Here is a 22,075-nt window from a genome sequence, read left to right as displayed (position 1 = left end):
GATCGGGCGGCTGACGGGCATCAGCCGGGAAGACCTCTGCAAATTTACGCAGGGAGATCAAGAGGCGTCCGGAAGGCTCGACGCTTGGAGCAGTTTCTCGAGCGCACTCGGCGCAATTCCAAAAGCCGCTTTATTTCAGAAGGTTCAAAATTGTGGTTGCCTTGAAAATACGTCATATCAAAGAGTGTTTACATGAAAGAGTGTCCCACTAAAGCTATTTTGATGGTGGGCATTTTTGATTTGACGGTTTTTCATTTAACGGGGGCGAGATGAAGGTTTTTGGATCGGATAACCCCTTGTCGTGGGATGACTTTGAGCGCGAACGGAACATTTTGGATGATTCTCTCAAGAGGATTCGCAGCGACGCGGGGCCGATCCCGTACATTTCAAGATGGCTTTATCGAGGTCAGTCCGACAAAGATTGGTTTCTTGAGACAACCCTTGAAAGATTTGTGAGAGAAGAGGGAATTTCAAGCAAATACTTGCGAATAGATCGATACTTGAGGAAGATTAATTCAATTCTTCCTGCGATTAGGTCATTGTCAATGGCAGGTTTTGTCGAGATTTTATTTGAAGAAGTTGATGATATAAAGATATTGAATTTATTTGAAGCGCATGCTTTGCTTTATCATCTTCGGCATCTTGGATTTCCGTCGCCGCTCTTGGACTGGAGTGAGTCATACTTGGTGGCGGCCTTCTTTGCTTTCCAAAGGGCTAGGCCGAACAAAGACGTGGCGATCTACGCAATGAACCTAGAGCTGACGAAATATCGCGTACGAGAGAGAGGGGTGCCGCATATCATTGATTACGGTTCGTACGTCGAGACGCATCGAAGGCACTTTAATCAGCAGAGTCGTTACAGTCTTTGCTATGCAGTTCAGGATAAGGAGTACTGTATTTTCCCACACGAAAATGCGGTCATGTTGAATCCTGAATTCAATACAATCCAAAAATACATTATCGCCTCAAGCGAGCGAAAGACGGTGTTGGAGAAATTGCATCACTCAAATATAAATGCGTATACATTGTTTGGCAGTGACGAGGCCTTGATGGATACGCTTGCGTATCGCGAGTTCGTTAGAGAGATGCCGTAAATTCTTGTGAAGGCAAACCATGTCCACGATCCGTCCCCGTCCGACCGACAACGCCGTGTTCGGCAAGCACCTGACCGGCGGTGCGCATGAGCCGACCTATGGCGGCGTCCTGTCCTTCATGCGCCGGCGCTACAGCCGCGATCTGGCCGGCGTCGATGTGGCCGTCTGGGGCGTGCCGTTCGATGCCTCGGTCTCGAACCGCCCGGGGGCCCGCTTCGGCCCGCAGGGCGTGCGCCGCGCCTCGGCCATCTTCGACGGCGATCCGCAGTATCCCTTCCACGCCGACCCGTTCGAGACGCTGGCGGTGGTCGACTACGGCGACTGTTCCTTCGACTACGGCCGCAACGCCGAGATCCCGGCCTGCATCGAGGCGCAGGCGCGCGAGATCCTGGAGCAGGGCGTGCACCTGTTCTCCATCGGCGGTGACCACTTTGTCACCCTGCCGATCCTGCGCGCGCATGTGGCGCAGCATGGGCCTCTGGCGCTGGTGCAGTTCGACGCGCATCAGGACACCTGGCCCGATGACGGCGGCCGCATCGACCACGGCACCTTCACCGGCCGCGCCGTGCGCGAGGGGCTGATCGATCCGGCGCGCTCGATCCAGATCGGCATCCGCACCCATGCGCCGGACACCTGTGGCCTCGAGATCCTCTATGGCGAGGACGTGGAGCAGCTCGGCGTCAATGCGGTCGTCGACCTGATCAAGGAGCGGGTGGGCGACGCCAAGGCCTACATGACCTTCGACATCGACTGCCTTGACCCGGCCTTCGCGCCGGGTACGGGCACGCCGGTAGCCGGCGGCCTGACCTCGCGCGAGGCGCTGATGATCCTGCGCCGCCTCGGCGATCTCGATTTCGTTGGCGGCGACGTGGTGGAAGTGGCCCCGGCCTATGACCACGCCGACATCACCTCGATCGCCGGCGCCACCGTGGCGCAGCATTACCTTGGCCTTCTGGCCGAACGGCGGGCGCGGGGCTGAGCCCCGCGTCTGCGCCTCAAGGCTGGAGACAGAGCGATGATGACGAAACGGCAGGGGCTGGCGGCCCAGATCAGGATGCTGTGTGTGGCCGCAGCCGGGCTGTGGCTGGCGGCCGCAGGTCCGGCCTTCGCCGCCGGGGCAGGGCTGGCGCTGATCTACCGGGGGCCGGGCGCCTGTGACGGCTGCCCGGAGGCCGCCGGCGTGGTGGCCAGCCGCGTCGGGCTCAAGGTGCGCTATGTCTCGGGCCCCGAGATCACGCCGGAGCTTCTGTCGCGGGCTGCGGTCTACATCCAGGGCGGCGGCGAGGACGTGATGGACATCCGCCGCTCGCTCACCGACGCGCAGGTGACCTGGCTCAAGGACTATATTGCCGGTGGCGGCCGCTACTGGGGCATCTGCGCCGGCGGCTATTTTGCCGGCAAGTCGATCGACGACGACGGCGACGGCGTCGGGCTGCAGCTCTTCAAGGGCGATGCGGCCGGCTACAGCCCCTATGAAGCCAGCATGGAACAGGTGATCTGGAACGGCGTGCCGCGCTGGATGTATCTGCAGGAGGCCCCGCATTTCGTGCTGGCCCCCGGCAGCCGGGCAGAGGTGACGGCCACCTACGAGGGCGGGGAGGTGGCTGCATTGCTCGCCCCGTACGGCCGGGGCTGGATCAGCCTGTCAGGCCCGCATCCGGAGGCAACGGAGGAATGGCTGGAGCTCGACGATCTCGAGGACCCCGGCCTTGCCCCGCCGCAACTGGCCGATGACATGCTGCGGGCCCTGCTGGCGCGCAAGTGACGCCTCGCAAGTAGTGACGCTTCGCCGGGGACGCTGGGCCAGTGACGATGGGCCAGTGACCGGGGACCAGCGACGTGGTGCCAGGGGACGGGTTGCCAGGGGACGGGTTGCCAGCGCTTCAGGCGGCCTGTCCCGGCTTTCGGGCACCGCGCGTGTTGTCATTGAGGGCCGGGCGGCGCCAGGCGCGATAGAGCGGATCGGCATCCTGCATTTGCCCGTAAAGCCGGGCCATCAGCACGAGATAGGCCAGCTGCGCCGCAAGGCAGAGGCCGGTTCCGGCCAGGACCACCGGCAGGCTGCCGGCGAAACCGGCCAGCGCCGCGATCAGCCCCCCGGCGACGGCTCCTGCCACGAGAAGACCGGCGGGGCGGGCGACCGCAGGCGGCACCGGCACCACGACCCGGTTGAAGAACATCCGCTCGCCCATCAGCGCCCGCACATGCCAGCCCGGACGCGACCCGAGCACCTGACCGCCGGCCGGACCGGACCCGCGGCGCAGCAGCCAGACAAGCACGAGCAGGCCGGTCACGGCCAGAAGCGCCATCTGCCAGTCGAGCGGCTCGTGCAGCCAGAGCGCAACCGGCACGGCCGGCAGCAGCAGGAGGCGCACGGCCAGCGGGCCGAGGCCCGGCGGGCGCCGCCACAGGCGGGCGGCCATCGAGTACCAGCGGATCTGCGACGCCGGAATGACCGACGGTCGGACGGGCCGCGGCTGCGGGCCCGGGGTGCGATGTGCTGCCGTGTTGGACATGTGCTTCAACGCGCCTTGCCGCGCTACTCCCTGGGCCGATTCCCGTGCCTGCCTGATCCCTGCCTGATCCGTACCTGATCCCGGCCTCCGCGTGGTCCCCGCTCACGGTGCCCAATCGCCGGTCCCGCTCAGGGGACCCCGTAACGGGACCCTGTCGGGGCTCCTGCCGGCCGACGGCGGGGTCATGCCCAGGGACCCGGCCCCGTCAGACCCTGCGTCCCTGAGGCCTGCTTGCCCGGGAGCCCGCACTCCGGATGGACGGACCCCTGACGCACAGACCCCGGACGCACAGACCCCGGACGCTCAGACCCCGGACCAGAGGGGTGCCCGAGGACCGGTGAGCCCGCTCGTTGCCGGATCAGGCTCGCATCTTAACGTAAGTTCCGGGTGCGTCGCCAAGAATCTTAACCCTGTTTGCACCGGGTTTGCGCGCCTTGACCAGCGTGCCCTCCTGCGCCCGGATCCAGGCGTCCCAGTGTGGCCACCAGGAGCCGGGATGTTCGCTGGCCGCGGCAATCCAGTCCTCGAGCGCGCCCTCCGGCTTGCCGCCGGTCCAGAACTGGTACTTGCCGCGGGCCGGCGGATTGACCACGCCGGCGATATGCCCCGAGCCGGCCAGGATGTAGTCGACCGGACCCCCGAAGGCCGAGCAGCCGAGGAACACCGACCGGGGCGGGGCGATGTGATCCTCGCGGGTGGCGAGATTGTAGATCGGGATCGTCACCCGGGAGAGATCGAGCCGCTCGCCGGCCATCACCATCTCGCCCCGCGACAGCGTGTTCTCGAGGTAGCAGTTGCGCAGGTAGAAGGAATGGTTGGCGGCCGGCATCCGGGTCGAATCGGAGTTCCAGTACAGCAGGTCGAAGGGGAAGGGGTCCTTGCCGCGCAGGTAGTTGTTGACGACATAGGGCCAGATCAGGTCGTTCGACCGCAGCATGTTGAAGGCGGCCGCCATTTTCGACCCGTCAAGATAGCCGCGCTCGGCCATCTTGCGCTCGAGGATCGCGATCTGTTCCTCGTCGACGAAGACCTTGAGGTCGCCGGCGTGGGTGAAGTCCACCTGGGTGGTGAAGAACGTGGCCGAGGCGATCCGGTCATCGCCGGTTGCCGCCATGTAGGCGAGCGTGACGGCCAGCAGCGTGCCGCCGACGCAATAGCCGATGGCGTTGACCTTCTCTTCCTTCGTCGCGCGCCGGATCACGTCGAGTGCATTGAGGATGCCCTCGCGCATGTAGTGCTCGAAGCCCTTCTGCGCCTGACGCTCGTCCGGATTGACCCAGGAGATGACGAAGACCGTGTGGCCCTGGTCGACGGCCCACTGGATGAAGGATTTGTCCGGCGTCAGGTCGAGGATGTAGAACTTGTTGATCCAGGGCGGCACGATCAGCAGCGGCCGCTTCAGCACGGTGTCGGTCGTCGGTGTGTACTGGATCAGCTCGCACACGTCGTTGCGGGCAATGACCTTGCCCGGCGTCAGCGCCAGGTTGCGGCCGACCTCGAACTTGCTGGCATCGGTCTGCCGGATCTTGATGTCGCCCTTGCCGGCCTTGATGTCCTCGACGAGGAACTGCATGCCGCGCACGAGATTCTCGCCGTTGTTGGCAAGCGTCTCGCGCAGGAGCGCCGGATTGGTCAGGACGAAGTTGGAGGGCGAGAGCGCATTGGCGATCTGCTTGACGTAGAAGTCGGCCTTGTGGCGCGTGTGCTCGTCGAGCCCTTCCGCCTCGGCCACCATGTCGTTGGCCCAGTTGGAGGTGATCAGGTAGAACTGCTTGAGGAAATCGAAGAACTGGTTTTCCTGCCAGTCCGGGTCCTCGAAGCGCTTGTCGCGCGCGGGCGTCGGCACGGCCGGTTCGGCTTCTTCGCCCCGCATGCGCTTGAGCGAGGAATTCCACAGGTTGATGTAGCCGGCCCACAGCCGACCCTGCGCCTCGACGGCGCGGGTGGGATCGGCGGTCCAGTACTCGCCGACCTGGGCGAGGGTCTTGATGATCGTGGTCAGTTCTTCGGCCGTGTCGGGCTTGACCTCGCCCTTTTCGCGCGGCTCGAGATAGGCCGCGAGCGCCTTGCCACCCTGTTCCATCAGCTTGGCGAGGTTCTGTGCAAAGGCTTCCGGGTTCTTGACGATGTACTGAACCAGCGGATTCTGGCGATCATCAGCCATATTCGGCATTCCCTCCCATGCATTCTTCTTGCTTCAACCGTTGTCACCCGGCTGCCCGTCAATTTTATGACACGGAATTCCGTAAGGTCGAATGGTCATTTCGCAGGCACCAGCCCTGCACAGGGATCGCTTGCGAATCTGCCCTGTCCGTGCAACGGCAGCCATCACGCTTTGATGGCGGCCCGCAGAGCGGATAGACTGGGCGGGACGGGTGGCAGCTGCCTAACAGGAGGGCATGTCGTGAGACACTTTTCAGCACTGGCAACGGCGGGTCTTCTGGCCCTGATGGCCGGCGGCTGCGCCCTCGAACCGGATGCCTCGCTGATCGGCACGATGCGCGATCCGCTGCGCCGGCCGGCCGAGCCGACCCTGCCGGCCTATGCCACGCCCGCACCGCTCGCAAGCCCCGGTCCGCTCGCGGCCGCGCCCCAGTCGCCGGGCACCGCCCCCCTCCCGTCGCAGGCCGGGCCGCAGCGGCCCGGCGCCGCCGTCGCCGGGGCTCCGGCACAGGACAGCCTCGACCTTGCCGTCGCAGCCGGCGGTAATCCGGGCGCCCAGCCGGCGGCCTCGTCCGTGCTGGATCCGGTGGCGCGCCAGCGGGCGCTCGAGGAGCTGTCGGGGCTGGCCGGACGGGGGCAGGTGGGCGGTCCGCGCACCTCCAAGACCGAGCTGATGCGGATCCGCTCCGGCCATGGCGCTGCGGCGCTTGCCGACATCGAAGGCCGTTAGACAGGTAAAATTTCCCGACGACTGCCTCCGAAAGGCGCGTGCGGAAAGCAGGGGTTGCTGCTAAAAGGGCGCCAGCCCCGGATCCCTGCGCCGACCGGGGCAAAAAGCACGTCAGCCCAGCTGCATCACGCCGCAAAGGAACGCGAGGCCCGCGCCATGGAAGAGTTTCACAAGACCCGCCGACTGCCCCCTTATGTGTTTGAACAGGTCAACAAGCTGAAGGCGGCGGCGCGGGCACAGGGCGCGGACATCATCGACCTCGGCATGGGCAACCCCGACCTTCCGACGCCGCCGCACATCGTGGCGAAGATGATGGAAGTGGTCACCGACCCGCGCACGCACCGCTACTCCGCCTCCAAGGGCATCACCGGCCTGCGCAAGGCCCAGGCCGCCTACTATGAGCGCCGCTTCGGCGTGAAGCTGAACCCGAACACCCAGGTCATCGCGACGCTCGGGTCCAAGGAAGGCTTCGCCAATATGGCCCAGGCGATCACCGCCCCGGGCGACGTGGTGCTGAGCCCGAACCCGAGCTATCCGATCCACACCTTCGGCTTCCTGATGGCGGGCGCCGCGATCCGCTCGATCCCGGCCAAGCCCGGCCCGGAAGTTTTCCACGCGCTCGAGCGCGCCGTGATCCATTCGGTGCCCAAGCCGATTGCCGTGATCATGTGCTATCCGGCCAACCCGACCGCCTATGTCGCCGACCTCGACTTCTACAAGGATGTCGTGGCCTTCGCCCGCAAGCACGACATCTTCATCCTGTCGGACCTTGCCTATTCGGAGATCTACTTCGGCGACACCCCGCCGCCGTCCATGCTGCAGGTGCCGGGCGCGATCGAGGTGACGGCGGAGTTCACCTCCCTGTCGAAGACCTTCTCGATGCCGGGCTGGCGCGTCGGCTTTGCCGTGGGCAACGAGCGCCTGATCGCCGCGCTCGCCCGCGTGAAGTCCTACCTCGACTACGGCGCCTTCACGCCGATCCAGGTGGCGGCCACCGCCGCGCTCAACGGGCCGGACGACTGCATCGCCGAGATGCGCGCCACCTACAAGCGCCGCCGGGACGTGCTGGTGGAGAGCTTCGGCCGCGCCGGCTGGGACATCCCGCCGCCGGAGGCCAGCATGTTTGCCTGGGTGCCGATCCCGGAGAAGTTCAAGGCGCTGGGCAGCCTGGAGTTTTCCAAGCTGCTGCTGGAGAAGGCCGACATTGCCGTCTCGCCGGGCATCGGCTTCGGCGAATATGGCGACGACTACGTGCGCATCGGTCTGGTGGAGAACGAGCAGCGCCTGCGCCAGGCGGCCCGCAACCTGCGTCGCTTCCTTGAAACGGCAGACGAAACGTTGCACAACGTCGTCCCGATCAGCGCCTCGCGCTGACAGGGACGATGTGCTGCCGGCCTGGTCGCGTCCCCCGGCAAAGGGGACAGGCGCCGCGCGGCATCTGAGCGTCCGGCCGGAGCGCGTCCGGCCGGGACCTACGAGAACGGGACTTCGGATCGCATGGCTTCTGCATTGAGACTAGGTGTGGCGGGACTGGGAACGGTCGGCGCTTCGCTCGTGCGCCTTCTGACGAAAAACGGCGCTGCCCTGGCCCGCAAGTGCGGCCGGCCGGTCGTGCTCACCGCAGTCAGTGCCCGCGACCGAACTCGTGACCGCGGCGTCGACCTGTCCGGCTTCACCTGGTTCGACGACCCGGTCGAGCTCGCCCGCTCCGGGGAGATCGACGTGTTCGTCGAGCTGATCGGCGGGGCCTCCGGCCCGGCCGAAGCCTCCGTCCGCGCGGCGATCGCCTCCGGCAAGCATGTGGTCACCGCCAACAAGGCGCTGCTGGCCCGACATGGCGTGGAGCTGGCGGGCCTGGCCGAACGGGCCGGCGTCAGCCTCAACTACGAGGCGGCGGTGGCCGGCGGCATCCCGATCGTCAAGACCCTGCGCGAGGCCATGGCCGGCAACTCGGTCGCCCGCGTCTACGGCATCCTGAACGGCACCTGCAACTACATCCTCACCCGGATGGAGCGCGAGGGCCTGTCCTTTGCCGAGTGCCTCGCCGACGCCCAGCGTCTGGGCTATGCGGAAGCCGATCCGACCTTCGACATCGAGGGCAACGACACGGCGCACAAGCTGGCGCTGCTGACGAGCCTCGCCTTCGGCTGCAAGATCAGCGCCGACGACATCTATCTCGAGGGCATCACCTCGATCACCACCGCCGACATCCGCGCCGCCGACGAACTCGGCTACCGGATCAAGCTCCTGGGCGTCGCCCAGAAGACCGACAGCGGCATCGAGCAGCGCGTGCACCCGACCATGGTGCCGAAGTCCTCGGCCATTGCCCGCATCGACGGCGTGCTGAACGCGGTTGCCGTGGATGGCGACTTCGTCGGCGAGATCGTGCTGGTGGGGCCGGGCGCCGGCGGCGACGCGACCGCCTCGTCGGTGGCCTCCGACATTGCCGACATCGCCCGCGGCGACGTGGCTCCGGCGCTCGGATCACCGAGCGACGAGCTTGTCGACTACACCCGCGCCGGCATGCGCCGCCATGAGGGCGGCTATTACATTCGCCTGTCCGTGTTTGACCGGCCAGGCGCCTTTGCCACCATCGCCCGGGCGATGGCGGACGCGAACATCTCGCTGGAATCGATCGTGCAGCGGCGGGCCGAAGCGCCCGGGCTGAGCGATCGTGGCGCAGGCGAGGGCACCGAGCCTCAACCGGTCATCCTCATCACCTATGAGACGACCGAGGCCGCGGTGAAGGAAGCGCTGGAAGCGATCGTCGCAAGGGGCGTAGTGGCGGATGCGCCGCAGATGATCCGAATCGAGAAACTGGCCTGAACCATCCCTCACCGGATGGCCCTGAGTTGGATTGGGGGAAATCGATGTCGAAGAAGGAAGCTGCGCCGGCGGCAAGTGCGCTGGACCGCATTCTGACGCTGGAACTTGCCCGTGTGACGGAACGCGCCGCCGTCTCCGCCGCGCGACTGCGTGGTCACGGCGATGAAATGGCCGCCGACCAGGCGGCCGTGGATGCCATGCGCCGGGAACTGAACAACCTGCCGATCGACGGCACCGTCGTCATCGGCGAGGGCGAGCGCGACGAGGCGCCGATGCTCTACATCGGCGAGAACGTCGGCACCAAGCAGGGGCCGCGCGTGGACATTGCCCTCGACCCGCTCGAAGGCACCACGATCTGCGCCAAGAACCTGCCGAACTCGCTGGCGGTCATTGCCATGGCCCCGGAAGGCGGCCTGCTCAACGCGCCCGACAGCTACATGGAAAAGATCGCCATCGGACCGGGCTACCCGGCCGGCATCATCGACCTCGACCTGCCGATCGCCGAGAACCTGGCGGCAGTCGCCAAGGCCAAGGGCGTGAAGGTGAGCGAGATCACCGCCTGCGTGCTTGACCGCCCGCGTCACGCCCGTCTGATCGAGGACATCCGCGCGACCGGCGCGGCCATCCGCCTGATCGGGGACGGCGACGTGGCCGGCGTCATCCACACCACCGATCCGGAAGAGACCGGCATCGACATCTACGCCGGCATCGGCGGCGCGCCGGAAGGCGTGCTGGCGGCCGCAGCCCTGCGCTGCATCGGCGGCCAGATGCAGGGCCGTCTCGTGATCACCCGCGACGAGCAGGTGGAACGCGCGCACCGGATGGGCATTTCCGACATCAAGCGCAAGTACCAGCTTGAGGAAATGGCCTGCGGCGACGTGCTGTTTGCCGCCACCGGCGTGACCGACGGCAACTTCCTGCAGGGCGTGCGCTTCGGCCGCAACCGCATCACCACCCACACGGTCGTGATGCGCTCGTCCACGGGCACCGTGCGCTACATCAAGGCGCAGCACACGCAGCTCGAGAAGTTCCACCTCGGCTGAAACGGATGACGGGGATGACGCACCGGTCGGGCACCGCCTCGACACACAGCGAAGAGCACGGGCATGTCGGTTGAAGACAGCGGACGTCCCGTGCTCGGCGTCACCCGCTCCGCCAACGGACAGGTCTGGCGGGAGCGCCAGACCCGGGCGCAGGCCCTGATCTCCCTTGCCATGGCGCAGCGCCTCGGCCTGCCTGACGTGCTTGCCCGCGTGATGGCCGGGCGGGACGTGGGTCTCGACGAGGCGGAAGGCTTCCTCGATCCGACCCTCAAGGCGCTGATGCCGGATCCCTCCAGCCTCGTCGACATGGACCGGGCCGTGGCCCGGATCGCGGACGCGGTGGAGGCCGGCGTCGCCATCGCCATCTTCGGCGACTACGACGTGGACGGCGCCACCTCCTCGGCCCTGCTGGCCCGCTACCTGCGCGCGCTCGACCTCAACCCGGCCATTCACATTCCCGACCGGATCATCGAGGGCTATGGCCCGAATGGTCCGGCCATCGAGGCGCTGCATGCGGCCGGCGCGCGCCTGCTGGTGACCGTCGACTGCGGCAGCACCTCCTTCGAGGCCTTCGAGACCGCGCGCCGCCTCGGTCTCGACGTGGTGGTCATCGACCACCACCAGTGCGGCGTCGAACTGCCGCCCGTGGCCGCGCTGGTCAACCCGAACCGGCAGGACGATCTCTCCGGTCAGGGCCATCTGGCCGCCGTCGGCGTGACCTTCCTGGTGCTGGTCGGCCTCAACCGGGAACTGCGCCGGCGCGGCCTGTTCCAGCGCCGCCGCGAGCCCGACCTTCTCGGCCTTCTGGATCTGGTGGCGCTTGGCACCGTCTGCGACGTGGTGCCGCTCAAGGGACTGAACCGGGCCTATGTGACCAAGGGGCTCATCGCCATGCACGGTCGCGGCAACCCGGGCCTGTCGGCCCTGAGCGATGTGGCCCGCGTCGGCGGCAAGCCGGCGGCCTATCATCTCGGCTTCCTCATCGGCCCGCGCATCAACGCCGGCGGACGCATCGGCGACGCGGCCCTTGGCGCGCGCCTGCTGACAACCCTTGATGACACGGAAGCCCGCGCGATCGCCGAACGTCTCGACGCGCTCAACGCCGAGCGCCAGGCGATGGAAGCGGTCATGCTGGAGGAGGGGGACGCGCAGGCAGTGATGAAGATCGCCAGCGAGGACCCGGCCGTGCTGCTGACCGGCTCGGATGGCTGGCACCCCGGCATTGTCGGGCTGATCGCCTCGCGGCTGAAGGAAGCCCATCGCCGTCCGGCCTTTGCCATCGCCTATGACGAGACCGGCAAGGGCACGGGATCGGGGCGGTCCATCGCCGGTGTCGATCTCGGTCGCGCGGTGCGCAAGGCGGTGGAGGAGGGGCTTCTGGAAAAGGGCGGCGGCCATGCCATGGCGGCAGGCCTGACGGTGCGCCGCGAGCGCGAGGCCGAGCTGTCCGCCTTCTTCAACGAGATGTTGAAGCAGGACGTTGAAGTGGCTGCATCGAATCGGGAATTGAAGATCGACGCTGCCCTGACCGCCGGCGGGGCGACGCTGGATCTGGTCAATGGTCTGGAGCGCGCCGGACCCTATGGCGCCGGTCACCCCGAGCCCGTCTTTGCCTTTCCCGCACACCGGATCTCCTTTGCCGACGTGGTCGGCAACGGCCATGTCCGGGCGACCCTGGCCGGAGCGGACGGCCAGACCCTGAAGGGCATTGCCTTCAAGGCGGCCGAACGGCCCTACGGCGAGGCGCTGCTGGCCTCGCGCGGGCGGCCGATGCATGTCGCCGGCGTGCTGTCGCTCGACACCTGGCAGGGCGCGCAGCGGGTGCAGCTGCGCATCCTCGACGTGGCCGACCCGCAGAAGAACCCCTTGTAGGGTTTACTGCCGTTAACCATGTCGCAACATCCTGCCGCTAGTCTCCTGCCATCGCTGCAGAACACGGCGGGGGGAAACCATGGCTGCTCAGGACGAGCTGAAGGCGGTCTTTGCAGAACTTGACCGGTCCACGGACCGGGCGCTTGCCGGTCTCGCCCGTGTGCGCTCCGACGCCCGCCTCGAGCGTCCGCAGCTTCCCTCTCCCCTGGTGCCGATGATTGCCGAGGGCGGTCTGGTGCTGGCCCTGGCCGCCACGCTCGTGCACCTTGGTTTCTCTGGCGGCAACTGACGCATTCCGTCTTTGCCTTGACCGGCAATTGGGCTTAACACCTTGCACCTTGATCCCTCGACCGAGCAAGGTGCGCCATGCCCGAGTTTCCGATTGCCCTGTGTTCCCTGAATCTCGGGTTCGCTCCCGCCTCGCCTGACGCCTATGTGGCGGCGATCGACCAGCGCATGGCGCGCGCCAGGGCCGATGGCGCACGGCTGCTGATGCTGCCGGAGTATGCGATCGAGGCCTGCCTGGCCTTCAAGCCCGCGGGGCTGCTGCCGACGGAGGAAATGGCCTTTCTGGCGGAGGTGGCCGTTGCCATCGCGCCCGATCTTGCAGCCCTTGCCGCGCGCCACGGCCTGTCGCTGCTCGCCGGGTCCGGCCCCTGGCCGCAGCCGGGCGGCGGCCACACCAACCGCGCCATCCTCTTCACGCCGGACGGGCGTCGGTTCGTGCACGACAAGCTGTCGCTGACCCCCTTCGAGCGGGCGCCCGAGCCCTGGGTGCTGACGCCGGGACGCAAGCTCACCGTGTTCGAGCTGGAGGGCGTGCGCATGGCCATGCTGATCTGTCTCGACGTGGAGATGCCGGCGCTGTCGTGCCTTCTGGCCCGCGAGGAGATCGATCTCCTGCTGGTGCCGTCCATGACCGGGAAGCTGTCCGGCTACCACCGGGTCTATGACTGCGCCAAGGCACGGGCCGTCGAGCTCCTGACGTCGGTGGCCCTGTGCGGCTGCACCGGCGTTGCTGAGGGCACGACGCAGAATGACACCAATGTGTCCGGCGCCGCGCTCTACATCCCCTGCGAGGCGGAGCTGGGCTACACCGGGACGGCCGCGAGCCTGCCGCCCACCGGTGGCGAACAGGGCGAGGAGCCCTATGTGGTTGTGCATCCGCCGATCGACGCGGTCCGCCGCCTGCGCAAGGCCGGGGCCGAGGTCTGGCCGGGAGCCTGGAGCGCCGACGCGGTGAGCGTCGAGCGTCTGTCTGGCTGAGGGGCCCGACCGAAGTGGCCAGCCGACGGGGGGCAGCAGCGACACGGCACCGGACCTGCCAAGGCTGGCGCAAGCCGGACCGGAGATCATGACAAGGCGCGGCCCGGCCAGTCCCCCGGATGCCTGTTAGCGGGGCTGTGGTGCAAAAATGTGCTGGATGCCTTAACGGAATGTCGGAATTTGGCCGCTATGCTGGGGCAAGTGACCTTGACGGGCTTGTTCAAATGATCACCAATCCCGATATCAAGTGTTCAAATGAAAAACTCCGGGTGTCGGACTGACGCGGCACCACCGGATGGTGGCTTGAGCTGGTAGCAGACGCAATGCGCAACGGATCGCTGACCTACCTGGACCCGGTTGTGACGTCCCATACGCTCCCGTGGCGCCTGTGGCGCGCGGTGCGCAACCTGTTTGCGCGCCCCGCCCGGCTGCAGATCGCCGCGCTGTGCCTGCGCGTCCACGAGGGACGCCGGGAGGTCCTCCTGGTGGCCTCGCGCGGCACCGGGCGCTGGATCCTGCCCAAGGGCTGGCCGCTGCTTGACGCCGCCTCCCATCGCACCGCCAAGGTCGAGGCCTTCGAGGAGGCCGGCGTCATCGGCAAGGTCAGCAAGACCCCTTACGCGCGCGTCCGCTCCAGCAAGGGGCTCGACAGCGGGCTGCGGGTGGCGACCGACGTGCTTGTCTATGTCGTCCATGCGGAAGCCCAGGCGAGCGACTATCCCGAGCAGGGCCAGCGCGAGATCCGCTGGCTGCCGGTCGAGGAGGCGATCAGCCTTGCCGACGAGCCCGAGATCGTTGACCTGCTGCGCCGTCTCGCCGGCGATGTCACGATCTGGTCGTAAACCCGGCCAATAACTGGACGACACATCGACAAGCCACCACGGATTCGGAATCTTCCGCGCCGCCGTAGGGGCGCAGGGACTTTCCGGAGGGCGGCACCGCGTGGCGAAGACAGACCAGAAGTCGATCCTCGACAAGGATCTCGACAAGATCGCCTACATCGAGGAAGCCACCGAAAGCACCAGCCGACGGCTGGTCGCGCCGGGCCTCGCGTTCCTGTTCCTGGTGCTGACCGTTCTCCTGGCTGCCTCGATGGTGATCGATCTTCCAGGCGGCGTGCTCGTGATCGTTGCGGCAGCTCTGGGCGCCTACATGGCGTTGACCATTGGCGCAAATGACGTGGCGAACAACGTCGGTCCCGCGGTCGGGGCGCGCGCGATCTCGTTGCCGGTGGCCCTGGCCATGGCCGCCGTCTGCGAGAGTGCCGGCGCCCTCATCGCCGGCGGCGATGTCATCGAGACCATCTCGGGTGGCATCATCACCCCGCTCGATGCGGAAAGCCCCCATGATTTCGCGCTGGTGATGCTCTCCGCGCTGCTGGCCGCCGGCATCTGGATCCATTTTGCCAACTGGGTGCGTGCGCCCGTGTCCACCACGCACTCCATCGTCGGCGCGGTTCTCGGCGCGGCGATCGGTGGCATCGGCATCGCGCCGGTGAACTGGTCGATGGTGGGGTCGATCATGGGCGGCTGGCTGGTGTCGCCTGTTCTCAGCGCCTGTCTGGCGGCGGCCCTGCTCGCCTTCATCCGCAGCCGTGTGGTCTACCAGTTCGACAAGATCGACGCGGCGCGGCGCTGGGTTCCGCGCCTGATCGGCGTGATGGCCGGCGCCTTTGCCACCTACCTGACGTTCAAGGGGCTGTCGCGTGTCGTCAACCTGGATCTCGGCCATGCCCTGTTTGTCGGGCTGGTCGTCGGGGTCCTGACCCATGCCCTCGTGCGGCCGATCATCCATCGCCAGTCCATCGGCCTTGAAAACCGCAACCAGTCGGTCCGCCAGCTGTTCGGCTGGCCGCTGGTCGGGGCGGCCGGACTGTTGTCCTTTGCCCATGGCGCCAATGACGTGGCCAATGCGGTGGGCCCCGTCGCCGCCATTGCCCATGCCATGAGTGCCGGGGCCGTCAGCGATACGGTGCGGATCCCGTTCTGGGTGATGCTGATCGGCGCCTTCGGGATCTCGCTCGGGCTCAGCCTGTTCGGGCCCCGGCTCATTCGCCTGGTCGGCCAGCAGATCACCAAGCTCAACCCCATGCGCGCCTTCTGCATCGCGCTGGCGACGGCCCTGACGGTGATCCTTGCCTCGGCGCTCGGCCTGCCGGTGAGCACCACCCATGTCACGGTGGGGGCCGTGTTCGGTGTCGGCTTCTTCCGGGAGTGGGAGACGCAGCGCCTGGGCTACCGCGCCGACACGCCGTCCGGCCGGGCCGGCCTCAGGCTGCGCCCGATCCGCAACCGCGAGGAGCAGAAGCGCCGCCTGCTGGTGCGACGCTCCCATGTGATGACGATCCTGGTGGCCTGGATGGTGACCGTCCCGTCTGCGGCGCTGCTGGCCGGCGTGATCCGCTGGCTCCTGTCCGGCGTCCTCTGACGGGCATCCCGCTCGGGTCCGGGGCATCCGCGCCGGTCCGGGCCCGGCACGGGATGCGGCGGCGGGGCAGGGTGGCCGCCGCCGCGCGCTTGCTCAGGCGGCCGACAGTTCCCGGGCGGCGTCCAGAAGATGCTCCAGCACATAGGGCTGGAAGGTACGCCAGCACTCCAGCACGAACTGGTCCTCTGCCTTGCGCCACAGGATCACCTCGGCCTTGTGGCAGAGCGTGCGCGTCACCATGCCCACGGGGAAGGCGGGCAGCGCCAGATCGATCGGCACACCGGAGTTCATGAGCCAGGCCGCGCGCGGGCCGCTCACCAGCACCGCGTCCTGCCGGTGCGAGATGTCGGTGACGGAAGCCGCCAGTCCCGCGACCGCGGCGTTGACGGCGGCCTCGAAGGCCTCCAGCCCGGCCTCGGGGGCCAGCAGCAGCCACTCATCCGGCCCGAGCCACAGGGCGGCCTTGCCCGCGCCTGAGGCCGCCGACAGCGGCGTCTGCGGCAGGGCAAAGCCCAGCGCGCCGGCGACAGCGGCCTGCGCCTCCGCCCGGCCACGGAACGACAGGCGGGCGAGGGGGGCGGTCTTCTGGATGCTGACCGCGTCCTGGCGCAGCACCGGCGCAAGGCCCGCAACGGGGGTGTAGAGCTCAGCCATTGAGACGGGTTCCTTCCGGGTCATACATCACGGGGTCAACCACCTTCACCGGGATCGCGCCGGCCGGCATCGGCACGTTCAGCACTTCGCCGTGGCGGGCGCGGCCGTCCTTGACGAGGGCGAGTGCAATGGTCCGCCCGAGCGCCTCGCTCCAGTAGGCCGAGGTCACATGGCCCAGCGCCGGGGTGCCCTTGGCCGGATTGGCCTCGGCGGTGATCTGCGCCCCTTCTTCCAGCATCTGCTTCGGATCGACCGGCAGCAGGCCGACGACCTGCTTGCGGCCCTTGGCGACGAGGTCCGGACGCGACAGCGAGCGCTTGCCGACGAAATCGAACTTCTTCTTGCCGATGGCCCAGTCGAGCCCGGCGTCATCGGGCGTCACCGTGCCGTCGGTCTCCTGGCCGATGATGATGTAGCCCTTCTCGGCGCGCAGCACGTGCATGGTCTCGGTGCCATAGACACAGCCGCCCTGCTTCACCACTTCCGCGTTGATCAGCTCCCAAACCTTTGCGCCATGGCGCGCCGGCACGTTCACTTCAAAGCCGAGTTCGCCCGTGAAGCTCACCCGGAACAGGCGGCAGGGCAGGCCGGCAAAGCGGCCCGAGGCGACGCTCATGTGCGGGAAGGCCTCGTTGGAGAGGTCGATGCCCTCGACGAAGGGGGCAATCACCTCGCGCGCCTTCGGGCCCTGCACCGCGATCACCGCATATTGCTCGGTGGTCGAGGTGATCCAGACGTCGAGATCCGGCCATTCGGTCTGGAGGAAATCCTCCATCATGGCAAAGACCCGCGCCGCGCCGCCCGTGGTGGTGGTGACGTGGAACCGGTCGTCGGCGAGCCGCCCGACGACGCCGTCATCAATGATGTAGCCGGCCTCGTTGAGCAGCACCGCATAGCGGCAGCGGCCGGGCTTCAGGCCCTTCCACGGGTTGGTGTAGAAGCGCTCGAGGAACTCGGCCGCGTCCCTGCCCACCACCTCGATCTTGCCGAGGGTCGAGGCGTCGAACTGGCCGACCGCCTGCCGCGTGATGCGGCATTCGCGCGCCACGGCCGCATGCATGTCCTCGGACCCTTGCGGGAAGTACCAGGTCCGCTTCCACTGGCCGACATCCTCGAAGACGCCGCCCTTCGCCACCACCCAGTCATGCGACGGCGTGCGCCGCACCGGGTCGAAAGCATCGCCGCGCGAGGAGCCGGCAAAGGTGCCGAAGGTCGTCGGCGAATAGGGCAGGCGGAAGGTGGTGAGACCCACCTGCGGCAGCGGCGCCCCCAGCGCGCCGGAGGCAATCGCCAGCGCGTTCATGTTGGAGAGGCGGCCCTGGTCGGTCGCCATGCCGGTGGTCGTGTAGCGCTTGATGTGCTCGATCGACATCATGCCTTCGCGCACCGCGAGCTGCACGTCCTTGGCGGTCACGTCGTTCTGGTAGTCGACGAAGGCCTTCACCCGGCCGGCGTTGCGGTCATGCGGCAGCGCGCCGAGATAGCCGCCCGTCGAGGCGTCGCCGCCCGTGGCCGTGAGCCGTCCGCCCTTGCGTGCGGCACCGGTTGCGGCCTCCGCCGCCTGTTCACCGGCGGCATAGCCGTCCTCGAGCACCGCCGCCAGACCGTTCACCCCCCGGCAGCTGCCGGCAGAGCGTTCCCGCTGCACGCTGGCACCGGGCAGGAACGCCTCGTGTTCGGCGTTCCACACGACCTTGCCGCGCGACTGCGAATAGAGGCTGACCGAAGGCGTCCAGCCGGAGGACATCAGGATGGCGTCGCAGGTCACATCGCCCGCAGAGACCACGCTGCCGTCATTGCGCAGCCGGCCGAGCATCGCCTTCGACACCCTGAGCCGCCCGCTGGTGCCGGTGACGACGCAGGCCGCCTCGACCCGGATGCCCCGGCGTGCAGCCGCCTCGCGCAGAGGCTCCGGCGGGGTGGCGCGCATGTCGGCAATCGCCACCACCTCGACCCCGGCATCTGCCAGATCGAAGGCGGCGGCCCAGGCGCTGTCGCAGGCGGTCGTCACCAGCACCCGGCGGCCGACGGTGGCGCCATAGCGGTTGAGATAGGTGCGGCCGGCGCTGGCCAGCAGGATGCCCGGCCGGTCGTTCTCCGGGAACACCATCGGCCGCTCATGCGCCCCGGCGGCAATGACCACTTCCTTCGCCCGCACCTGCCACATGCGCTCGCGCGGCAGGTTTGCACCCGGCTCAGCCAGATGGTCGGTGACGCGCTCGGCCAGCGCGATGAAGTTCTGCACGAAATAGCCAAACGCCGTGGTGCGCGGCAGCAGCGTGACGTTGTCCCGCGCAGCCAAAGTTGCCAGCGTGGCGGCGACCCAGTCGGCGGCCGGCAGGCCCTCGATGGTGGAGCCGGTTTCGCTGAGGAGCGAGCCGCCCATTTCCGCCTGCTCGTCGCACAGGATCACCCGCGCGCCCGTCTCGCTGGCCGAGAGCGCGGCCGCCAGACCCGCCGGACCGGAGCCGATCACCAGCACGTCGCAATGGGCATAGAGGTTGGCGTAGTGATCCGGATCGGCCAGCTTTGGCGGCTTGCCGAGACCGGCAGCAGCGCGGATCACCGGCTCATAGACCTTGTCCCAGAAGGCCTTCGGCCACATGAAGGTCTTGTAGTAGAAGCCGGCCGGGAACAGCGGCGACAGCACGTCATTGATCGCCCCGACGTCGAAATCGAGCGAGGGATAGCGGTTCTGGCTGATCGCCATCAGGCCTTCGTAGACCTCGACCTGCGTCGCGCGCAGGTTCGGGGTCTGGTCGCCGTGCCGGTAGACGCCGACGAGCGCGTTCGGCTCTTCCGACCCGGCCGTCAGGATGCCGCGCGGGCGGTGATACTTGAACGAGCGGCCGACGAGATGCACGCCATTGGCAATCAGCGCGGAGGCGAGCGTGTCGCCCGGATGCGCCTGCATCACCTTGCCGTCGAAGCTGAACTGAAGCGTCCGCGACCGGTCGATGCGGCCGCCACGGGCCAGGCGGGCGCTCTGGGTTGATTTCTGGCTATGGGCGCTCATCAGCGGGCGTCCTTTTCCTGGGAGGCGCGGGCAAGGGCGTCGAGGTCGGGCTTGGGTTCGCCGGCCTTGTAGGTGCAGACGAACTTGTCGCTGACCGTGTCGCGCACGGCGTTGAAGAAGCGGCCGCAGCCATGGGCATGGCGCCAGCGTTCGGCATAAAGCCCGCGCGTGTTGGTGCGCATGTAGAGGAACTGGGCCCATTCCTCGTCATTGAGCTGCGAGGGATCGGCGGGGCGGGCGATATGCGCCTCGCCGCCGTAGCGGAACTCGGTCTCGGGCCGTTCGACGCCGCAATAGGGACAGGAAATCAGCAGCATGACTTGAGCCTCTGGATCACGATGAATGTTGGTTGAGACGACCAACATTCATCGTGATCGCATCTGACAGGTTGGAGCATGAGGTTTTCCGAAAACCGCTACGCACTTTTCGGCCTCATGCTCTAGTGAGCCACGGCGGCCGCGGCCGCCTCGTCGATCAGCCGTCCGGTGCGGAACCGGTCGAGCGAGAAGGGGGCATTGACCGGATGCGGCGCTCCGGTCGCAATGGTGTGGGCAAAGACATGGCCCGAGCCCGGCGTGGCCTTGAAGCCGCCCGTGCCCCAGCCGCAGTTGAGATAAAGGCCCGGCACCGGCGTCAGGCCGATGATCGGCGAGCGGTCGGGGGTGTTGTCAACGATGCCGCCCCAGTTGCGCAGCATGCGCATGCGGCGGAACATCGGGAACAGCTCGCAGATGGCATCGAGCGTGTGCGTGGTGATGTGCAGACCACCGGCCTGGGAATAGGACACGAACTGGTCCGTGCCCGCGCCGATCACCAGCTCGCCCTTGTCCGACTGGGAGATATAGGCGTGGATCGTGTTCGACATGACCACGCAAGGGAAGGCCGGCTTCACCGGCTCCGACACCAGCGCCTGCAGCGGATTGGATTCCAGCGGCAGCTTCAGCCCGGCCATCGCCATGACGACGGAGGTGTTGCCGGCCGCGACACAGCCGATCTTCTTGGCGCCGATGAAACCGCGTGTCGTCTCGACGCCCGTCACTTCGCCCGTCGGGGCCCGGCGGATGCCGGTGACGGCACAGTTTTGAATGATGTCGACGCCCATGGCGCTTGCGCCGCGCGCGTAGCCCCAGGCGACCGCGTCATGCCGCGCCGTGCCGCCGACGCGCTGCAGCGCCGCACCCATCACCGGATAGCGGATGGTCTTGTCGATGTTGAGCGGCGGGCAGAATTCCTTGGCTTCCTCGGCGCTCAGCCACTCGTTGGTGACGCCGGCCAGCCGGTTGGCGTGAATGTGGCGCTTGAACACCTGGATATCATGCACCGTATGCGCCAGCATCATCACGCCGCGCTGCGAATACATGACGTTGTAGTTCAGCTCCTGCGACAGCCCGTCCCACAGATCGAGCGCGTGCTGGTAGAGCCGGGCGCTCTCCTCCCAGAGATAGTTGGAGCGCACGATGGTGGTGTTGCGGCCCGTGTTGCCGCCGCCAAGCCAGCCCTTGTCGAGCACGGCGACATTGGTGATGCCATGCACCTTGGCCAGATAATAGGCGGTGGCGACGCCATGGCCGCCGGCACCGATGATGATCACATCATAGGCCGGCTTCGGCTCGGGCGAACGCCACTGCCGGCCCCAGTTCTTGTGGGCGCTGAAGGCGTTTTTCGCCACTTCGAGGAAGGAATAGCGCGTCATGGCCGCCGCTTTTGCCCCTGGTCTGATGCCGTGAATGGATCCCGCCGCTGGCCGCACGGCCGCGCGGGAGAGCGCAGCGCGGGGCCGGACGGGGCAGGGGGCCATCATCGCCAAGCCGGACGGCGCCGGGCCTTCCTGATCGGTCAACCGATGGTCTGAATCCGACATTTCACGTCGCGAAGACGCAGGGTTGCGGGCAACCTTGCCAGATAAGGCCGGAAAAGCTATTAGTTAGACAAACTAACTCATGCTGGACTCAGGGTGCACTGATGGATCTCGTGGAAAGCCTGCGCTGCCTGCAGTGGCACATGTGGTTCCGCTGGCGCGAGGAATCGCGCCGCACCGGCTCGATGGAGCTGACGCCCAACGAGCTGGACTACCTCTATGCGCTGCTGGGTGCCGGCCGGCCGATCCGCCTGGGCGAGCTGGCCGGCCGCATGCAGGTGACGGCGGCCTCGGCCAGCAGCATGGTGCGCAAGCTGGAGGCACGCGGCTACATCAGCCGAAGTTCGGGCGATGCCGACGGCCGCTCCGTGCTGCTGGCGCCGACGCCGAAATGCCAGGCGCTGGAGGAGGAGGAGCGGTCGATCTACGCCGACACCGCCGCGCGCCTGGCCGCGATGCTGGAGCCGGAGGAACTGGCCGAGCTCGACCGGCTGCTCGCCAAGGCCCGGGTCAACCTGACGGCCGACTTCTGACCGCTGCAGACGGTCTGGCCCGCTCTGGCCCGATCCTCCGCGCCGGACATCCGTCCTGTCTGCCCACCTCGACCGCA

19 protein-coding genes are annotated in these 22,075 nt (G+C 67.2%); 13 read left to right on the top strand and 6 right to left on the bottom strand.

The features are described from left to right. The first annotated feature begins 269 nt into the window (after window positions 1–269). The 3 genes from GWI72_RS07675 to GWI72_RS07665 are packed head-to-tail and all read left to right on the top strand — an operon-like array spanning window position 270 to window position 2,859. Window positions 270–1,094 (top strand): FRG domain-containing protein, encoded by an 825-nt coding sequence (locus GWI72_RS07675; RefSeq protein WP_209000069.1) that lies wholly within the window; start codon window positions 270–272, stop codon window positions 1,092–1,094. A gap of 19 nt (window positions 1,095–1,113) precedes the next feature. Then, window positions 1,114–2,073, top strand: coding sequence for an agmatinase (speB, locus tag GWI72_RS07670; protein WP_161708278.1), 960 nt, complete (start codon window positions 1,114–1,116; stop codon window positions 2,071–2,073). Between the two features lie 36 nt (window positions 2,074–2,109). Further along, window positions 2,110–2,859 carry a BPL-N domain-containing protein gene (locus GWI72_RS07665; RefSeq protein ID WP_161708277.1) on the top strand — a complete coding sequence of 250 codons (750 nt, stop codon included), beginning with the start codon at window positions 2,110–2,112 and terminating at the stop codon, window positions 2,857–2,859. 118 nt (window positions 2,860–2,977) lie between these two features. Here GWI72_RS07665 and GWI72_RS07660 read toward each other — a convergent pair whose 3' ends face one another. Beyond that, window positions 2,978–3,610: a DUF6653 family protein gene (locus GWI72_RS07660; protein WP_161673471.1), complete on the bottom strand. Its 633-nt coding sequence runs from the start codon at window positions 3,608–3,610 to the stop codon at window positions 2,978–2,980. A gap of 358 nt (window positions 3,611–3,968) precedes the next feature. Then, complete coding sequence (locus GWI72_RS07655; protein ID WP_161673470.1) at window positions 3,969–5,774, bottom strand: PHA/PHB synthase family protein; 1,806 nt, start codon at window positions 5,772–5,774, stop codon at window positions 3,969–3,971. Window positions 5,775–6,014: 240 nt separating this feature from the next. Between GWI72_RS07655 and GWI72_RS07650 the strand changes: the two genes are divergently transcribed. The 9 genes from GWI72_RS07650 (at window position 6,015) to GWI72_RS07610 (ending at window position 15,937) form a co-directional block, all read left to right on the top strand. Next, window positions 6,015–6,503, top strand: coding sequence for a hypothetical protein (locus tag GWI72_RS07650; RefSeq protein WP_161708276.1), 489 nt, complete (start codon window positions 6,015–6,017; stop codon window positions 6,501–6,503). A gap of 156 nt (window positions 6,504–6,659) precedes the next feature. Then, window positions 6,660–7,877 (top strand): LL-diaminopimelate aminotransferase, encoded by a 1,218-nt coding sequence (locus GWI72_RS07645; protein ID WP_161708275.1) that lies wholly within the window; start codon window positions 6,660–6,662, stop codon window positions 7,875–7,877. Window positions 7,878–8,000: 123 nt separating this feature from the next. Next, entirely contained in the window at window positions 8,001–9,329 is a 1,329-nt protein-coding gene (locus GWI72_RS07640) for a homoserine dehydrogenase (RefSeq protein WP_161673464.1), read from the top strand. A gap of 44 nt (window positions 9,330–9,373) precedes the next feature. Beyond that, complete coding sequence (glpX, locus tag GWI72_RS07635; RefSeq protein ID WP_161673462.1) at window positions 9,374–10,372, top strand: class II fructose-bisphosphatase; 999 nt, start codon at window positions 9,374–9,376, stop codon at window positions 10,370–10,372. 63 nt (window positions 10,373–10,435) lie between these two features. Further along, the gene (gene recJ, locus GWI72_RS07630; protein WP_161673460.1) at window positions 10,436–12,244 is read left to right on the top strand and encodes a single-stranded-DNA-specific exonuclease RecJ; all 1,809 of its coding nucleotides are present in this window, start codon (window positions 10,436–10,438) and stop codon (window positions 12,242–12,244) included. A 79-nt stretch (window positions 12,245–12,323) separates the two neighbouring features. Continuing rightward, window positions 12,324–12,533 (top strand): hypothetical protein, encoded by a 210-nt coding sequence (locus GWI72_RS07625; protein WP_161708274.1) that lies wholly within the window; start codon window positions 12,324–12,326, stop codon window positions 12,531–12,533. Between the two features lie 77 nt (window positions 12,534–12,610). Beyond that, window positions 12,611–13,510: a nitrilase-related carbon-nitrogen hydrolase gene (locus tag GWI72_RS07620; protein WP_161708273.1), complete on the top strand. Its 900-nt coding sequence runs from the start codon at window positions 12,611–12,613 to the stop codon at window positions 13,508–13,510. 323 nt (window positions 13,511–13,833) lie between these two features. Next, entirely contained in the window at window positions 13,834–14,352 is a 519-nt protein-coding gene (locus tag GWI72_RS07615; RefSeq protein WP_161673454.1) for an NUDIX hydrolase, read from the top strand. 100 nt (window positions 14,353–14,452) lie between these two features. After that, entirely contained in the window at window positions 14,453–15,937 is a 1,485-nt protein-coding gene (locus tag GWI72_RS07610) for an inorganic phosphate transporter (protein ID WP_161708272.1), read from the top strand. Between the two features lie 93 nt (window positions 15,938–16,030). On the opposite strand, the gene GWI72_RS07605 is transcribed toward GWI72_RS07610, so the two are convergent. The 4 genes from GWI72_RS07605 to GWI72_RS07590 form a co-directional block, all read right to left on the bottom strand. Further along, window positions 16,031–16,591, bottom strand: coding sequence for a sarcosine oxidase subunit gamma (locus GWI72_RS07605; protein ID WP_161708271.1), 561 nt, complete (start codon window positions 16,589–16,591; stop codon window positions 16,031–16,033). Further along, entirely contained in the window at window positions 16,584–19,607 is a 3,024-nt protein-coding gene (locus GWI72_RS07600) for a sarcosine oxidase subunit alpha family protein (RefSeq protein ID WP_161708270.1), read from the bottom strand. Before GWI72_RS07600 ends, GWI72_RS07605 begins: the two co-directional genes overlap by 8 nt. Further along, window positions 19,607–19,924, bottom strand: coding sequence for a sarcosine oxidase subunit delta (locus GWI72_RS07595; RefSeq protein ID WP_106752287.1), 318 nt, complete (start codon window positions 19,922–19,924; stop codon window positions 19,607–19,609). The genes GWI72_RS07600 and GWI72_RS07595 overlap by 1 nt, the downstream gene beginning before the upstream one ends. Window positions 19,925–20,046: 122 nt before the next feature. Next, entirely contained in the window at window positions 20,047–21,300 is a 1,254-nt protein-coding gene (locus GWI72_RS07590) for a sarcosine oxidase subunit beta family protein (protein WP_161708269.1), read from the bottom strand. Window positions 21,301–21,569: 269 nt separating this feature from the next. On the opposite strand from GWI72_RS07590, the gene GWI72_RS07585 reads away from it, so the two are divergent. Further along, the gene (locus tag GWI72_RS07585; RefSeq protein WP_161673445.1) at window positions 21,570–21,998 is read left to right on the top strand and encodes a MarR family winged helix-turn-helix transcriptional regulator; all 429 of its coding nucleotides are present in this window, start codon (window positions 21,570–21,572) and stop codon (window positions 21,996–21,998) included. The last annotated feature ends 77 nt before the right edge of the window (window positions 21,999–22,075 follow it).

The sequence above is a fragment of the Pannonibacter sp. XCT-53 genome, assembly GCF_009915765.1.
Classification (GTDB): domain Bacteria; phylum Pseudomonadota; class Alphaproteobacteria; order Rhizobiales; family Stappiaceae; genus Pannonibacter; species Pannonibacter tanglangensis.
This window is presented reverse-complemented; position numbering and strand designations above follow the sequence as displayed.

Excerpts from the sequence above, each read along its gene's own strand:
- GWI72_RS07585 (WP_161673445.1), top strand. The coding sequence starts at position 21,570 with ATGGATCTCGTGGAAAGCCTGCGCTGCCTGCAGTGGCACATGTGGTTC.
- GWI72_RS07640 (WP_161673464.1), top strand. The coding sequence starts at position 8,001 with ATGGCTTCTGCATTGAGACTAGGTGTGGCGGGACTGGGAACGGTCGGC.
- glpX (WP_161673462.1), top strand. The coding sequence starts at position 9,374 with ATGTCGAAGAAGGAAGCTGCGCCGGCGGCAAGTGCGCTGGACCGCATT.
- GWI72_RS07615 (WP_161673454.1), top strand. The coding sequence starts at position 13,834 with ATGCGCAACGGATCGCTGACCTACCTGGACCCGGTTGTGACGTCCCAT.
- GWI72_RS07620 (WP_161708273.1), top strand. The coding sequence starts at position 12,611 with ATGCCCGAGTTTCCGATTGCCCTGTGTTCCCTGAATCTCGGGTTCGCT.
- GWI72_RS07595 (WP_106752287.1), bottom strand. The coding sequence starts at position 19,924 with ATGCTGCTGATTTCCTGTCCCTATTGCGGCGTCGAACGGCCCGAGACC.
- recJ (WP_161673460.1), top strand. The coding sequence starts at position 10,436 with ATGTCGGTTGAAGACAGCGGACGTCCCGTGCTCGGCGTCACCCGCTCC.
- GWI72_RS07600 (WP_161708270.1), bottom strand. The coding sequence starts at position 19,607 with ATGAGCGCCCATAGCCAGAAATCAACCCAGAGCGCCCGCCTGGCCCGT.
- GWI72_RS07675 (WP_209000069.1), top strand. The coding sequence starts at position 270 with ATGAAGGTTTTTGGATCGGATAACCCCTTGTCGTGGGATGACTTTGAG.
- speB (WP_161708278.1), top strand. The coding sequence starts at position 1,114 with ATGTCCACGATCCGTCCCCGTCCGACCGACAACGCCGTGTTCGGCAAG.
- GWI72_RS07645 (WP_161708275.1), top strand. The coding sequence starts at position 6,660 with ATGGAAGAGTTTCACAAGACCCGCCGACTGCCCCCTTATGTGTTTGAA.
- GWI72_RS07655 (WP_161673470.1), bottom strand. The coding sequence starts at position 5,774 with ATGGCTGATGATCGCCAGAATCCGCTGGTTCAGTACATCGTCAAGAAC.
- GWI72_RS07660 (WP_161673471.1), bottom strand. The coding sequence starts at position 3,610 with ATGTCCAACACGGCAGCACATCGCACCCCGGGCCCGCAGCCGCGGCCC.
- GWI72_RS07625 (WP_161708274.1), top strand. The coding sequence starts at position 12,324 with ATGGCTGCTCAGGACGAGCTGAAGGCGGTCTTTGCAGAACTTGACCGG.
- GWI72_RS07605 (WP_161708271.1), bottom strand. The coding sequence starts at position 16,591 with ATGGCTGAGCTCTACACCCCCGTTGCGGGCCTTGCGCCGGTGCTGCGC.
- GWI72_RS07590 (WP_161708269.1), bottom strand. The coding sequence starts at position 21,300 with ATGACGCGCTATTCCTTCCTCGAAGTGGCGAAAAACGCCTTCAGCGCC.
- GWI72_RS07665 (WP_161708277.1), top strand. The coding sequence starts at position 2,110 with ATGATGACGAAACGGCAGGGGCTGGCGGCCCAGATCAGGATGCTGTGT.